This window comes from Mesorhizobium sp. C432A (assembly GCF_030323145.1).
Lineage (GTDB): Bacteria > Pseudomonadota > Alphaproteobacteria > Rhizobiales > Rhizobiaceae > Mesorhizobium.
The window spans coordinates 5617858-5631342 of sequence record NZ_CP100470.1; the positions used below are offsets into that span (position 1 = coordinate 5617858).

Genomic DNA, 13485 nt, shown 5'->3' on the forward strand with positions numbered 1-13485 from the left:
CTCGCTTCGCTCGCAGGGAATAGGGGTTGGGCAGTAGGAGTTAGGGAAGGAAGGATGGGCTGGCCTATTGCCTAATCCCTACTGCCTAATCCCTGGCCTGTCTGTCCCCGGTGCCGGAGATAATGGTCGGCGACGGCACAGGCAACCATGGCTTCGCCGATCGGCACGGCACGGATGCCGACGCAGGGATCGTGGCGGCCCTTGGTCATGACGTCGACGTCGTTGCCGTCCTTGTCGATGGATTTGCGCGGCGTCAGGATCGACGAGGTCGGCTTGACGGCGAAGCGGGCGACGATCGCCTGGCCGGTCGAGATGCCGCCCAGAATGCCGCCGGCATTGTTGGACAGGAAGACCGGCTTGCCGTCATTGCCGATGCGCATCTCGTCGGCATTCTGTTCGCCGGTAATGCGGGCGGCTTCAAAACCGTTGCCGATCTCGACGCCCTTGACGGCGTTGATCGACATCAGGCCGGACGCGATGTCCTGGTCGAGCTTGGCGTAGATCGGCGCGCCAAGGCCGGCGGGCACGCCGTCAGCGACGATCTCGATCACCGCGCCGACCGAGGAGCCGGACTTGCGGATGCCGTCGAGATAGCTGGTGAAGACCGGAACGGAGGCCGGATCGGGGGTGAAGAACGGGTTTTCGACGTCACCGATGAAATTCCAGTTCCAGTTGGCGCGGTCGATCGATTTTTCGCCCATCGAGACCAGCGCGCCGCGCACCACCATTCCGGGCACCACCTTACGGGCGAGCGCGCCGGCGGCCACACGCGCGGCCGTCTCGCGCGCCGAGGAACGACCGCCGCCGCGATGGTCGCGCAGGCCGTATTTGACTTCATAGGTGTAGTCGGCGTGGCCGGGACGGTACTGGCGGGCAATCTCGCCATAGTCCTTGGAGCGCTGGTCGACATTCTCGATCAGCATCGAGACCGGCGTGCCGGTGGTGATCATCGTCTCGCCGTCCTCGTCGAGGATGAAGCCGGACAGCACCTTCACCTCGTCCGGCTCGCGGCGCTGGGTCACAAAACGTGACTGGCCGGGACGGCGCTTGTCGAGTTCGGCCTGGATTTCGGCCCGTGTGAAGCGGATCCCGGGCGGGCAGCCGTCGACGACACAGCCGAGCGACGGGCCATGGCTTTCGCCCCAGGTGGTGACGCGGAACAGATGGCCGAACGTGTTGTGAGACATGAATTTTAGCCCTGCCCGGCAGCGGACCGGATCAAAGGTGCGTTCTATTGGCGTTTTCCACAGCGGTCAAACTGTGATCCGGCGGTTTTAGTTTTGACACATTCGGTTGGTTTCTGCTCTCTTCCATCCGCCCGTTGAAAGCTCGCCGCCATCCGTGCAGGCGCAATGACAAAGAGGACGACGATGCGTACCCTGATTGGCGCTGCTGCCGCCATGTTGCTGATTTCCACCGCCGCCTATGCCGGCCAGACCGAAGGCCTGATCAAGAAGGTCGACAAGGACGCGCTGACGCTGACGCTGGAGGACGGCAAGTCCTTCAAGCTCAACGCCGAGACCGATCTCGATTCGCTGAAGCCGGGCATGGATATCGTCATTGCCTATGACGTGACGAATGGCGAGAACGTCGTCACCGACATGGAACTGCCCGACACCGAGTAACACCGACGCCGAACAGGGTCTTGCCGCTCGGCGGAGCCCTGCCCGGATAAACAGGACGGTCGTCCTGTTTTTATCTGCTCGAACCTAAAGCCAATCCAGACGCCCGTCCTGCAGCCTGAGCACCCGGTCCTGCCGCACTTCCAGGTTTGCCGCTTCATGTTCGGAAACACCTTCGACCATCCGAAACAGAGTCCGCACGACGCCACCATGCGTGACGCAGACCGTCTGGCGGTCGAGCGCCTCGAACCACGGCTTCACCCGTTCGAGCAGCATCTGGTAGCTTTCGGCGCCCTCGCCCGGCGGCTGGAAATTCCATTTGTTGCGTCGTCGCGCCTTCGCCGAGCCCGGCATTCGCGCATCGAGTTCGGCATAGGTAAAGCCCTGCCAGTCGCCAAAGTGCACCTCGACCAGACGCGGGTCGGTGCGGTAGGCATCGGGATCGAGTTGCATCGCCAAGCGTAGCCGCTGCATCGTCTCGCGCGTCCGCTTCATCGGGCTGGCGACAAAGTCGAAATCCTCAGGGTTCTGGATCAGTTCGGCCAGCCGCCGTCCATTGCGGGTCGCCTGCTCGCGGCCGAGCGCGTTGAGATCGGTATCGGCCTGGCCCTGCAGCCGCGACTCGGCATTCCACTGCGTCTGGCCATGGCGCACGATGTAGACGAGCGGAACCATCGGGTCTTCCGGAAATCAGGACAGGCAGGCGGAAACCGCGGCAGAACTATTCCTTGACGGTCGAAATATCCGGCGCGTCGACCGCCTTCATGCCGACGACGTGATAGCCGGAATCGACATGGTGCACCTCGCCGGTGACGCCACGCGACAGGTCCGACAGGAAATACACGGCGGAATCGCCGACTTCTTCCTGGGTGACGGTCTGCTTCAGCGGCGAATTGTATTCGTTCCACTTGAGGATGTAGCGGAAGTCGCCGATGCCCGAAGCAGCCAAGGTCTTGATCGGCCCGGCCGAGATGGCGTTGACGCGGATCTTCTTGCCGCCGAGGTCGACGGCGAGATAGCGCACGCTGGCTTCCAGCGCGGCCTTGGCGACACCCATGACGTTGTAATGCGGCATGACCTTTTCAGCGCCATAATAGGTCAGCGTCAGCAGCGAGCCGCCATCGGTCATCAGCGCTTCGGCGCGCTTGGCGATGGTGGTGAAGGAATAGACCGAAATGTCCATGGTGCGCAGGAAATTGTCGCGCGTCGTCTCGACATAGCGTCCGGTCAACTCGTCCTTGTCGGAAAAGGCGATGGCATGGACGAGGAAGTCGAGCTTGCCGTCCCAATGCCTGGCGACATTGGCAAACACGTCGTCGAGGCTCGCCGGATCAGTGACATCGCAATGACCGGCGACAAAGGCGCCCAATTCCGCAGCCAGCGGCTCGACGCGCTTCTTGAACGCCTCGCCCTGATAGGTCAGCGCGATCTCGGCGCCATGGTCGACGCAGGCCTTGGCGATGCCGTAGGCAATCGATCTGTTGTTGGCGACGCCCAGTATAAGCCCGCGCTTGCCGGCCATTAGGCCCTGTCCACCCGCCATGTCAGCGCTCTCCGAAAGGTTTTCTGCTTTGGAGTGCCTATCGCACACGCAGAAAGGCGCATCAAGCACAGACGGGGCGCGCGTTCAATTCAGACACTCGGCGTGACAACGAATGGGGATAATAAGGTTGTTGTGAGATTCGAACGCCTCACTGCGGCCAGCGCGCCTTGACGGCCCAGGCCGGGCAGCCGAATCGGCTGGCCGGCACCGCATCGGCCCTATCCAGCCATTTTGCGCCAAGGAATGAGCATTCCCACCTGCTTGCGGTAGAGGCGGTACTGATCGCCAAACATCGCGACGAGATCGCGTTCCTCGAGGAAGATGCCGAGCAGGATGTAGCCGGTGCTGCCCGCCGCGAACAGAAGATGGCCCCATGTCATCGACGGCGTCGCCCAGAAGGCCAGGAGAAAGCCGACATAGAGCGGGTGCCGGACCCATTTGTAGAACAGCGGCGTCCTGAACACGGGCGGCGCCGGTTCGCTCTTGCGCAAAGCGGCGAGAACCTGGCGCAAGCCGAACAGTTCGAAATGGTTGATCAGAAAGGTGCTGGTCAACAATACCGCCCAGCCGAGCCAGAACACGCCATGGATGACGGCGACCCAGACCGGGTTCTCGACCGTCCAGACGAGACCGGGGATCGGCCGCCATTGCCAGTAGAGCAGCAGCAGGATGAGGCTGGCCAAAAGCACATAGGTGCTGCGTTCGGCCGCGTGCGGGACAATCTGTGTCCACCAGCGCTTGAAAACCGGCCGCGCCATGATGCTGTGCTGGGCGGCGAAAAGGCCGAGCAGCAGCGCATTGACGATGACGGCTTCGACCGGACTTCCAGCGACTCCGGAATCGATGGATTTCGGCACGACCATGTTGCCGACGAAACCGACCGCATAGAGAAACGAACCGAGAAAAATCAGGTATGCGGCAACGCCGTAGATAAGGGTGATTACGCCCGCCATGACTGCCCCTCCATGCAAGCATCAGGATTCGGTCGGTCGACCGAATTCAGTGTCAAAAACCATAAATTCTCTGACGAGTCAACTTGATCGGTCGCTCGACCGAGATAGAGTGGAGGGACGTCCAGCCCCGGACAGGAGAAGCTATGATCCGCCCAGATTGCACCGCTAACAGCGGCAGCCACGCCGCATGACGGACGCTGCCGAAGCCGTTACCCCGCCGCAGAACAAGCAAAAGCGCGACACGCGCGCCGAACTGATTTCGGCCGCCGAGTTATGCCTCCATCAAGGCGGTTATGCCGATCTGTCGACGCGCCGCGTTGCCGAGATCGCCGGCGTTCCGCTCAGCCAGATCCATTACCATTTCGGCTCCAAGGAACGGCTGTTCCTGGCCCTGCTCGACCATCTGAACGAGGGCCTGCTGAAACGCCAGGCGGAGACTTTTGCGGCACCGATGCCGCTGTGGCAACGCTGGGAGCGCGCTTGCGATTTCCTCGACGATGATCTGGCGTCCGGCTATGTCCGGATCCTGCACGAGATGATCGCGGCAAGCCTGTCGAGCCCCGAGATCGCCAAGGCGGTGCGCCGCGACCTGCGCGGCTGGTTCGAACTGCTGGACGGACTGGCGCAAGAGGCGGAGCGTCGGTTCGGCGGCCTCGGGCCATTCTCCGCCGCCGAAGTAACCAGCCTGGTCAGCGCCGCATTCCTCGGCAGCGAGACGATGATCCTGCTTGAGATCGAGAGCCCGCATGTCCCGGTGCGGCAGGCGTTGCGCCGCTTCGGCGAAACCATCCGGCGGATGGAGGAAGCAGCGCCCGGCAGTTAGCCAGCGAAGTCGAGCCGCGTCAGCCTTTGCGGCTGCGCATCAGCGCTTCGAGTTCGCTGTCGCCGCCTTCCGGCAGCATGATGCGGACATGGGCGTAGAGATCGCCATGGCCGCCGGCCTTTTCCGGCAAGCCCCTGCCCTTCAGGCGCAGCACCTTATCGGAACTCGACCAAGCCGGAATGTTGACCGCCAGCCTGCCGGTCGGCGTGTCGACCGGCACCTTGGCGCCCAGCACCGCGTCGGCCAACGCTACCTCCAGATCGGCATGCAAGTCACGGCCCTCGATGCGGTAGCGCGGGTGCCTGCGGATACGGATCTTGACCAGCGCATCGCCCGGCTGTGCCGGCCCCTGCTCGCCCTGGCCCTTCAGCCGGATGGTCTGGCCATCCTCGACATAGACCGGCAGCTTGACCGCAATCTTGCGGCCGTCGGGAAACATCGCCGTCACCTTTTCGGCGGTCGCTATCTCCTCGATGGTGACGTCGAGCGTGACGTTCAGATCGGCGGCGGTCGCCTGCTGGCGGCGGTCGCCTGTTCCGGCGCCGCGCGCGCCGGAAAAGGCGTCGCCGAAGATCTGGCTGAAAATGTCGCTGTTGCCGTCGAACGGATCGCCGCCCGGACGCCCCGATCGGAATTCGAAGCGCGAGCCGCCGGCGCCCTGCTGGCGGCGGAAGCCACCGAACGGATCGCCGCCGCCGGCTGCGCCCTCGAAGCCCTGGAATTTCGGCTTGCCGTCGGCGTCGATCTCGCCGCGGTCGAAGGCCGCACGGTTCTTCTCGTCGCCGACGACCTCATAGGCCTGATTGGCGGCGGCAAAACGGTCCTTGGCCTTGGGATCATTCGGATTCTGGTCCGGATGATACTTCTTGGCGAGCTTGCGGTAAGCCGATTTTATGTCCTTGGCCGATGCGTTCTTGGCAACGCCCAGCACCTCATAGGGGTCGCGCATGCGTCCTGCCCTGGAAAATGAGTTAAATCCACGTTGGCCCTTATATGCGCTCCCATAGGAAGAAATTCCAGTGGCGCGCAGGCTTATCGAGGGTTGAAATTGCGATGCCCGCAAACCTCGAAAATCAGAGCGGTTTGAAGTCCTGCATGTGCCAGCCGCCGGCCGCGGCGATGCACAATTGCCCCTTGAACAAAGCGACGCCGTCGAAGCTTTCGCGCGAGGCGGTAAAGCTGCGGCAGGCCTGGCCGTTGTCCTGCACTTCGGCGAGTTCGGTGATGGAGCCCCGCGAGCCGGTGTCGGCATTCGCCCACGGCACGGCCTGGCCGCGAAGCTCCTCGATGTCGGCCGAAGACACCGCATTGCCGATCGTGGTCTGGTCGGAAGCGCTGTCGGCGTCCGTCGATGTCACCCTCGCCGGCGCGCTTGAGGTGACGATGGAACGGTCGACCTCGGCCTTTTCCAGGCTGAAGCCGCCGGCGCCGCAGGCGGCAAGTGGCAGGGCGATAATCACGATCACGGCTTTCGAACTGGCCGAAGCGATAACGCTCCATTGCCCGCTGTCAAAAGCTTGCGCGATACGCGACAATCGGCAACCTCCTGAAGCTCGAGACATTTTGAGAAAAACTATGAGTGACACTGAGTTAACAAGTAGTGACTTTACCGAAGCCGCCGAGCCGTTCCGGCTCTTTGCCGAGTGGCTGGAGGACGCCAAGAAAAGCGAAATCAACGATGCCAACGGCGTAGCACTTGCAACCGTCGATGCCGACGGCATGCCGGATGTGCGTATGGTGCTGCTCAAGGGGTTCGATGAAAGCGGCTTTGTCTTCTACACGAATTTCGAGAGCGCCAAGGGCCGCGAGATTCTTGGCAGCATGAAGGCGGCGATGTGCTTCCACTGGAAATCGCTGCGCCGCCAGGTGCGCATACGCGGACCGGTGGAAATCGTCAGCGACGCTGAAGCCGACGCCTATTACGCGACGCGGCCGCGCGGCAGCCGGATCGGCGCATGGGCTTCGAAACAGTCGCGGCCGCTGGAAAGCCGCTTTGCCCTGGAGAAGGCGGTGGCCGAATACACGGCGCGCTACCCTATCGGCGAAATCCCGCGGCCAAAGCACTGGTCGGGCTTCCGCATCGTGCCGCAGGCGATCGAGTTCTGGCACGACCGGCCATTCCGGCTGCACGATCGGCTGGTCTTTTCGCGCAACGCCGAAGGCGGCTGGGACAAGACACGGCTTTATCCCTGAGGATAAGTTCAGGCCTTCTTCCTAGTCATAAACGCGGTCAACGCGGCGCGCGCTTCGTCGGACTTCAGCCGCTCGGAGAAATGCTCGCTCTCCACCTTGATGCGGGCGACAAGCTCGTGGCGCGGGGCGCGCATCAGGTCACGCGCGATCTTCAGCGCCTGCGGCGGCTTGGCGGCGATCGCGCCGGCCGCGGCAAGTGCCGCGGCTTCTAGCCCGTTCTCCTCGACCACCTCATAGATCAGGCCGGCGGCCTTGGCGCGTTCGGCGGAAAAACCTTCGCCGAGCCCAAGCAGCGCGAAGGCGCCCTGCCTGCCGAGGATGAGCGGCGCCAGCAGGCTGGAGCCCGCCTCCGGCACCAGGCCGAGGTCGACGAAGGGTGTGCGGAACACCGTGCGCGGCGTGGCGAAAGTCAGGTCGCAATGCAAATTGAGCGTGGTGCCGATGCCGACCGCAATGCCGTCGACGCCGGAGACCATCGGCTTCTCCGTTTTGGCCAGCGCCATCAGGAAGTCCCAGACCTCGTTGCCGCCCTCACCGCCGGTGGCGATGACCAGGAAATCGGCGAGATCGTTGCCGGAAGAGAAGGCGCCAGGCACACCGAGGAAGACATGGACGCGAACCGCCGGGTCGGCATCGCCATCGGCCAGCGCCTTGGACATTGTCGCGTACATGGCGCGCGTCAGTGCGTTCTTCTTGTCGGGACGGTTCATGCGGATGATCTGGATGGCGCCCTGGCGCTCGACGAGAATATGGTCTGTCACGGTCATTCTTCCCTGGTGAGCGCTCTGGTACTCAGGCCGTTATCAGCGCCTTGCCGGCGGTAGCGAGGCTCTCGGCGCCATCGATGACGCGTTCCTTCAAGGCGCTGACTTCGCCGAGCAGGTTTTCGGCGAAAAAGCGGCAAAGGGCGATGCGGCTCTGCTGGGCAAGTCCGCCACGCGCCAGATAAGCGCCGCCGGCAGCAAGCGAGATCAGCCTGAGATAGGGGGTCGCACCGGCTTGCGCTTCGTCCAGACGGCCGTCGGCCAGCAGCTTCTGCAGGAAGCGCGTCGCCTCGGTGAGATCGTCGAACGCCTGGTCAAGCGCTTCGGCGGTGCGGCCGAAGCCCTGCAGGTTCGAGGTCCGCACCTCGTCGGCGATGGCCTTCAGTTCGGCGATATAGCCATGCACATGCTCGCCGCCGCCAAGCGGCAATTTGCGGGCTACAAGGTCGATCGCCTGGATGCCGTTGGTGCCTTCATAGATCGGCGCGATGCGGGCGTCGCGATAGAGCGCGGCCGCGCCCGTCTCCTCGATGAAGCCCATGCCGCCGTGGACCTGGACGCCGAGCGATGCGACATCGACGCCGATATCGGTGGAAAAGGCCTTGGCCAGCGGCGTCAGCAGATTGGCGCGATCGCGCCAATGCGCGGCCTCCTCGCCTGTCGACACACGCGCGAAGTCGATGGCATAGGCGCAGGAATACGAGATGGCGCGGGCGATCTGGGTCAAAGCCTTCATGGTCAAGAGATTGCGCTGCACGTCGGGGTGATGGACGATCGGCGCCATCCCGGCGCCTGAAAAGTCCGATGCCTTGCCCTGGCGGCGCTCATTGGCATAGGCGATCGCCTTCTGCGTCGCGGCTTCGGCCACTGCCACGCCCTGCATGCCGACGCAAAGCCTCGCGTTGTTCATCATGGTGAACATGCAGGCGAGCCCCTTGTTCTCCTCGCCGATCAGCCAACCGATGGCGCCGGGCGCAGCACCCTGGAACCCGTCGCCATAGATCATGGTGCAAGTCGGCGAGGCATGGATGCCGAGCTTGTGCTCGAGGCCGGAACAGAAGACGTCGTTGCGGGCGCCGAGCGAGCCGTCATCATTGACCAGGAATTTCGGCACCAGGAACAACGAAATGCCGCGCGTGCCGGCCGGCGCATCCGGCAGCCGCGCCAACACCAGATGGATGATGTTGTCGGTGAAATCATGCTCGCCATAGGTGATGAAGATCTTCTGGCCGAAGATGCGGTAAGTACCGTCGCCGGCAGGCTCGGCGCGGCTGCGCAAGGCGGCGAGATCGGAACCGGCCTGCGACTCGGTCAGGTTCATCGTCCCCATCCACTCGCCGGAGACGAGCTTTGCCAGATACTTTGCCTTCAGCGCTTCGGAAGCATGCTTGTCGAGCGCCTCGACCGCGCCCATGGTCAGCGTCGGGCCGATGCCGAAGGCCATGGCGGCGGAGTTCCACATTTCGAGCGCGGCAACGCCGAGCATGGTCGGCAGGCCCTGGCCACCGAATTCTTCCGGTCCCGACAGCGCGTTCCAGCCGCCGTCGATCCAGCTGCGGTAAAGCGCCTTCCAGCCGGGCGGCGTGGTCACGGTCGCATCCTTCAGCACCGCGCCATGCTCGTCGCCGATCTTGTAGAGCGGCGCCACTTCCTCGCTGGCGAAGCGGCCGGCCTCGGACAGGATGGCGTCGACAAGGTCTTCGCCGAGGTCCCCGAACGCGCCGCGGTCTAGCGCCGGCTTGAGCGCGGCGACATGCTTGAGCGTGAACGAAATGTCGTCGACCGGGGCCTTGTACATGCCGCTTTCTCCTCCGCTGCTCCGACCGCTCGATCCTAGGACCCGGGCCGATGCAAAACCATCCGCCTCTGGGCGGCCTCCGACCTTCTTTTTACGTAAACGTCAAACTTTGTCACGCGGATTTTCATCGAACTTCGTCGTCCACGGGTGGAGCGGGAGCGTAGCGGACGCCGAGTACCATGTCGCGACCTCGCGCTAGGGGCGCAACGGTGCAGAATTCCGCGCCGTGGCAACGCTTCGAAGTCGCGGAATGCATACTATGGTCCGCGCCGCGTCGCTTCGCTCCTTGCTTCGCCATAGAATGACGAAATCGCGAGAGCGACAGGACTCCTGCCCGAAAGCACTTCCTTAACCATACCGGTCCACCATCGGTGTTTGGTCAGCGGGGATCCCCTGTTTGAAAACGCCGACGCATCTTCTTCGCCGCTCAGCGATCGCTCTCGCGGCGATGATGGCGCTGATGTCAGCGGCTACAGCCTCGGACTTTTCCGAGCCGTGGCGGGATGGCGACCGCGCGCTGGTGGTCGACGCCTATGAATACAATTCCATCGACTGGGGTGCGCTTGCCACCGACAAGCGCATTGTCGGCTTCATCAACAAGGCCTCCGACGGGCTGCCGCCGCCCTATTTCTGCTTCGGCGACGAGATAGCGGTCAAACTCTGCAAGACATTGTGGAAACGCTTTGCGGTGACACGCGAGCTGTTTCAGACGCGCAAGGTGGTGGCCAAGGCGCTCGGCCTGAAATGGGGCGCCTATCATCTTGCCCGCCCCGGCAATCCGCTCGAGCAGGCCAACAGTTTCATCGATTTCGCCGAGCCAGCCCCTGACGATCTGCTCGCCCTCGATCTCGAAGGCAACGACCCCTCGCAATGGATGTCACTCGAGGATGCCGAGGAATTCGTGCGCCAGGTGCACCGGCGGCTCGGCCGTTTCCCGATCCTCTACACCAACGGCAAGACCGCCCAGTTCATCGCCGACAACCGCTATCGATACCGGCTCTTGTCGCGGCTGCCGCTCTGGTATGCGCGCTACAAGCCCGACATCGACGTGCACTTTCCGATGGGCAACTGGCAGGGCTATGCGCTGTGGCAGTTTTCGGCGCAGGCCAATTGCGGCCGCCTGCGCTGCCCCTACCGGGTCCCCGGCACGCCCAACGACATCGACGTCAACGTCGCGCCGATGGACGCGGCGGCACTGCGCCAGCAATGGCCCTTCGGCGGCCTGATCGACGTGCCGCCCGACTACCTCGCCTCGATACCGGTGCCAGTCTCGCGCGCAGCCGGGCTCGCCGGAAAAGTCACCATCACCTATGCCGATGTGGCGACGCCACCGACGGTCGAGGAGATGGTGGCGGTGCTCGGCGCGCGCTGGCAGACATTCCGCGCTGCCTTCCGCATGCCGGTGGTCAAGACGGTGCCGCGCCGCGCGCGCTTCGGCATTGCCGAGTATGTCGCCTGGAAGCGGACTGCGTATCGTTCGGAGGCTCTGCTCGAGGCCGCCTTCTCGCAGGCCGCCGACCCGGTCAGCACCGCTTCAACGGAACTCCTTCGCGAGCGCTGAGGCTCAGGTGACGCTGGCTTTCTCCCGCGCCACCGCCTGCCAGCCTATGTCGCGGCGGCAGAAGCCTTGCGGCCAGTCGATACGGTCGAGCGCGGCGTAAGCGCGGCTTTGCGCTTCACCCACCGTCTTGCCTGATGCCGTGACGTTGAGCACGCGGCCGCCATTGGCGACCAGCGCGCCGCCATTGATGGCAGTGCCGGCATGGAAAATCTCAACGCCTTCGCCAGCGGCTTCGTCGAGACCCCGAATGACCGAGCCTTTTTCCGGCGTCCCGGGATAGCCCTGTGCCGCCATCACCACGGTCAGCGCGGCATCGTCGCGCCAGCGGATCGAACTGTGCGCCAACTGGCCGTCGACGGCGGCGTTGAGCAGCACCAGCAGATCGTCCTTCAGCCGCATCATCAGCACCTGGCACTCGGGATCGCCGAAGCGGGTATTGTATTCGATCAGCTTCGGCCCCTTGTCGGTGATCATCAGCCCGGCAAACAGAATACCGGCGAACGGCGCGCCAAGCTCGGCAATGCCGTGCATGGTCGGCTCGACGATCTCGCGCATGGTGCGCTCGACCATTTCGGGGCTCATCACCGGCGCCGGCGAATAGGCGCCCATGCCGCCGGTATTGGGGCCGGTATCGCCGTCGCCGACGCGCTTGTGGTCCTGTGCGGTGCCAAAGGGAAGTGCGGTCGTGCCGTCGCAGAGGCAAAAGAAGCTTGCCTCCTCGCCGGTCATGAATTCCTCGACCACGACCTCGGCACCGGCGCCACCGAATGCGCCGTCGAAACAAGCATCGAGGGCGGCGCGCGCCTCGTCCAGCGTCATGGCGATGGTGACGCCCTTGCCGGCAGCGAGCCCGTCGGCCTTGATGACGATCGGCGCTCCCACCTTTTCGACGTAAGCCTTGGCCGCAGCCAGTTCGGTGAAGCGGCCATAGGCGGCGGTCGGGATGCCGTATTTGGCGCAAAGGTCCTTGGTAAAACCTTTCGAGCCTTCGAGCCGCGCTGCCCGCTTCGACGGGCCGAAGACGCGGATGCCCTCGCCGCGCAGGTCGTCGGCAATGCCGGCGACCAGCGGGCCTTCCGGCCCGACGACGACGAGGTCGATCGCATTGTCCTTGCAGAAGGTTGCGACAGCGGCATGGTCGGCGATGTCGAGCTTGACCAGTTCGGCCTCGCGGGCGATGCCCGGATTGCCGGGCGCGGCATAGAGCTTGGTCAAAAGCGGCGAGGCCGCGATCTTCCAGGCCAAGGCATGTTCGCGGCCGCCGGAGCCGATCAACAAAACGCGCATGCCGATGTCCCTTGTCATTTCACGACAGGGACTGCGCTATTGCGCTGCGCAGCGCGGGTCAAGACTTTTGGTCCGCTGCTTGCCGGTTGCGCACGGCAACGTCGCACGCATCGGCGAGCCGAAGCAGAAGCGCGGCTCTCGCGGCTCAGCTCTGGAAGACCACTGGAAACCAGTCCTCGCGCAGTTTCTGGCCGGGCTTCATGTCATGGCCGGGATAGGGCGGCGAGGTACGGCCGGGGCGCTCGACATAGCGCGCATCGTCGCCGACCCAGCGCAGCGACAGCGCCCGGCGCCGCGCCGCGGTCGGATTGCCGCGCGCACCATGCGCGGTGCGGAAGTCGAACAGGATGGCGTCCCCCGGTTCCATCTCCCATTCGAGCACCTTCAGCGACGGGTCCTTGTCTGGATCCGGCACGGGGAGGTAGTCGCCCTCGCCGGCATAGAAATTGCTGTCATCTAGCCAGCGCACCGGCAGGATCATCTTGTCCCATTTGTGCGAGCCGGCGATCAGCCGCAGCGTCGCTTCCTTGACCGGATCGATCGGAATCCAGAAGCTGACGGTCTGGGTGCCATCGACGAAGTAATACGGGATGTCCTGGTGCCAAGGCGTCGGCTTTTGCGTGCCCGGTTCCTTGACCAGCACATGGTCGTGGAAGAACTGGGCGCTGCGCGACTGCATCGCCGCTGCCGCGAGTTCCGCGGCCGGGGAATTGCGCACCACGTCGACGAATTCGGGAATGCGCTCCCAATTGCAGTAATCGTCGAAGAAGCTGCCCTTGCCGTTGGCGATGTCCGAAGCCGTGGCGCTGCGGTTTTGCATGTTGCGCTCGATGCCGGCGGCGATGGTGCCGACCCAGTCCTTGAAGGCGCCGCGTATGCAGACCGCGCCGTCGCGCTGGTAGTCGGCAATCGCTGCGGCATCAATATGTCTGGCGGCCATC

At 63.9% G+C, this 13485-nt stretch carries 14 protein-coding genes; 4 read left to right on the plus strand and 10 right to left on the minus strand.

All coding sequences use genetic code 11. From position 1 onward, the window contains the following. Positions 1 to 71 precede the first annotated feature (71 nt). Complete coding sequence (gene aroC, locus NLY33_RS27645; RefSeq protein ID WP_023706652.1) at positions 72 to 1187, minus strand: chorismate synthase; 1116 nt, start codon at positions 1185 to 1187, stop codon at positions 72 to 74. Positions 1188 to 1370: 183 nt separating this feature from the next. On the opposite strand from aroC, the gene NLY33_RS27650 reads away from it, so the two are divergent. After that, on the plus strand, positions 1371 to 1625 hold the full coding sequence (locus tag NLY33_RS27650; protein WP_023685405.1) for a DUF1344 domain-containing protein: 255 nt from the start codon (positions 1371 to 1373) through the stop codon (positions 1623 to 1625). A gap of 84 nt (positions 1626 to 1709) precedes the next feature. On the opposite strand, the gene NLY33_RS27655 is transcribed toward NLY33_RS27650, so the two are convergent. The 3 genes from NLY33_RS27655 to mddA form a co-directional block, all read right to left on the minus strand. Next, positions 1710 to 2297, minus strand: coding sequence for a histidine phosphatase family protein (locus tag NLY33_RS27655; RefSeq protein WP_023685404.1), 588 nt, complete (start codon positions 2295 to 2297; stop codon positions 1710 to 1712). Positions 2298 to 2343: 46 nt separating this feature from the next. Then, the gene (gene fabI, locus NLY33_RS27660; protein WP_023687133.1) at positions 2344 to 3165 is read right to left on the minus strand and encodes an enoyl-ACP reductase FabI; all 822 of its coding nucleotides are present in this window, start codon (positions 3163 to 3165) and stop codon (positions 2344 to 2346) included. Positions 3166 to 3383: 218 nt separating this feature from the next. Next, on the minus strand, positions 3384 to 4118 hold the full coding sequence (gene mddA, locus NLY33_RS27665; RefSeq protein WP_023687132.1) for a methanethiol S-methyltransferase: 735 nt from the start codon (positions 4116 to 4118) through the stop codon (positions 3384 to 3386). A 187-nt stretch (positions 4119 to 4305) separates the two neighbouring features. On the opposite strand from mddA, the gene NLY33_RS27670 reads away from it, so the two are divergent. Continuing rightward, positions 4306 to 4941, plus strand: coding sequence for a TetR/AcrR family transcriptional regulator (locus NLY33_RS27670; RefSeq protein ID WP_023706649.1), 636 nt, complete (start codon positions 4306 to 4308; stop codon positions 4939 to 4941). A gap of 19 nt (positions 4942 to 4960) precedes the next feature. Here the strand turns inward: NLY33_RS27670 and NLY33_RS27675 are convergent, their stop codons facing one another. Both NLY33_RS27675 and NLY33_RS27680 read right to left on the minus strand, forming a co-directional pair. Next, the gene (locus tag NLY33_RS27675; protein ID WP_023706648.1) at positions 4961 to 5890 is read right to left on the minus strand and encodes a DnaJ C-terminal domain-containing protein; all 930 of its coding nucleotides are present in this window, start codon (positions 5888 to 5890) and stop codon (positions 4961 to 4963) included. Between the two features lie 124 nt (positions 5891 to 6014). Further along, a complete protein-coding gene (locus tag NLY33_RS27680) occupies positions 6015 to 6476 on the minus strand; it encodes an RT0821/Lpp0805 family surface protein (RefSeq protein ID WP_023687129.1) in 462 nt (153 codons plus the stop codon). Between the two features lie 40 nt (positions 6477 to 6516). Here NLY33_RS27680 and pdxH point away from each other — a divergent pair, with 40 nt between their 5' ends. Next, complete coding sequence (pdxH, locus tag NLY33_RS27685) at positions 6517 to 7134, plus strand: pyridoxamine 5'-phosphate oxidase (RefSeq protein ID WP_023668448.1); 618 nt, start codon at positions 6517 to 6519, stop codon at positions 7132 to 7134. Between the two features lie 8 nt (positions 7135 to 7142). Here pdxH and NLY33_RS27690 read toward each other — a convergent pair whose 3' ends face one another. Both NLY33_RS27690 and NLY33_RS27695 read right to left on the minus strand, forming a co-directional pair. Then, positions 7143 to 7895 (minus strand): crotonase/enoyl-CoA hydratase family protein, encoded by a 753-nt coding sequence (locus NLY33_RS27690; RefSeq protein ID WP_023709654.1) that lies wholly within the window; start codon positions 7893 to 7895, stop codon positions 7143 to 7145. A 31-nt stretch (positions 7896 to 7926) separates the two neighbouring features. Beyond that, on the minus strand, positions 7927 to 9696 hold the full coding sequence (locus tag NLY33_RS27695; RefSeq protein ID WP_286439425.1) for an acyl-CoA dehydrogenase family protein: 1770 nt from the start codon (positions 9694 to 9696) through the stop codon (positions 7927 to 7929). Positions 9697 to 10147: 451 nt separating this feature from the next. On the opposite strand from NLY33_RS27695, the gene NLY33_RS27700 reads away from it, so the two are divergent. Then, a complete protein-coding gene (locus NLY33_RS27700; protein WP_023709366.1) occupies positions 10148 to 11257 on the plus strand; it encodes a glycoside hydrolase family 25 protein in 1110 nt (369 codons plus the stop codon). 3 nt (positions 11258 to 11260) lie between these two features. Here NLY33_RS27700 and purD read toward each other — a convergent pair whose 3' ends face one another. Together purD and NLY33_RS27710 are read right to left on the minus strand one after the other, a co-directional pair. Further along, positions 11261 to 12544 (minus strand): phosphoribosylamine--glycine ligase, encoded by a 1284-nt coding sequence (gene purD, locus NLY33_RS27705; RefSeq protein ID WP_023708742.1) that lies wholly within the window; start codon positions 12542 to 12544, stop codon positions 11261 to 11263. A gap of 145 nt (positions 12545 to 12689) precedes the next feature. Continuing rightward, positions 12690 to 13484, minus strand: coding sequence for a phytanoyl-CoA dioxygenase family protein (locus NLY33_RS27710; protein WP_023706642.1), 795 nt, complete (start codon positions 13482 to 13484; stop codon positions 12690 to 12692). Between the last annotated feature and the right edge of the window lies 1 nt (position 13485).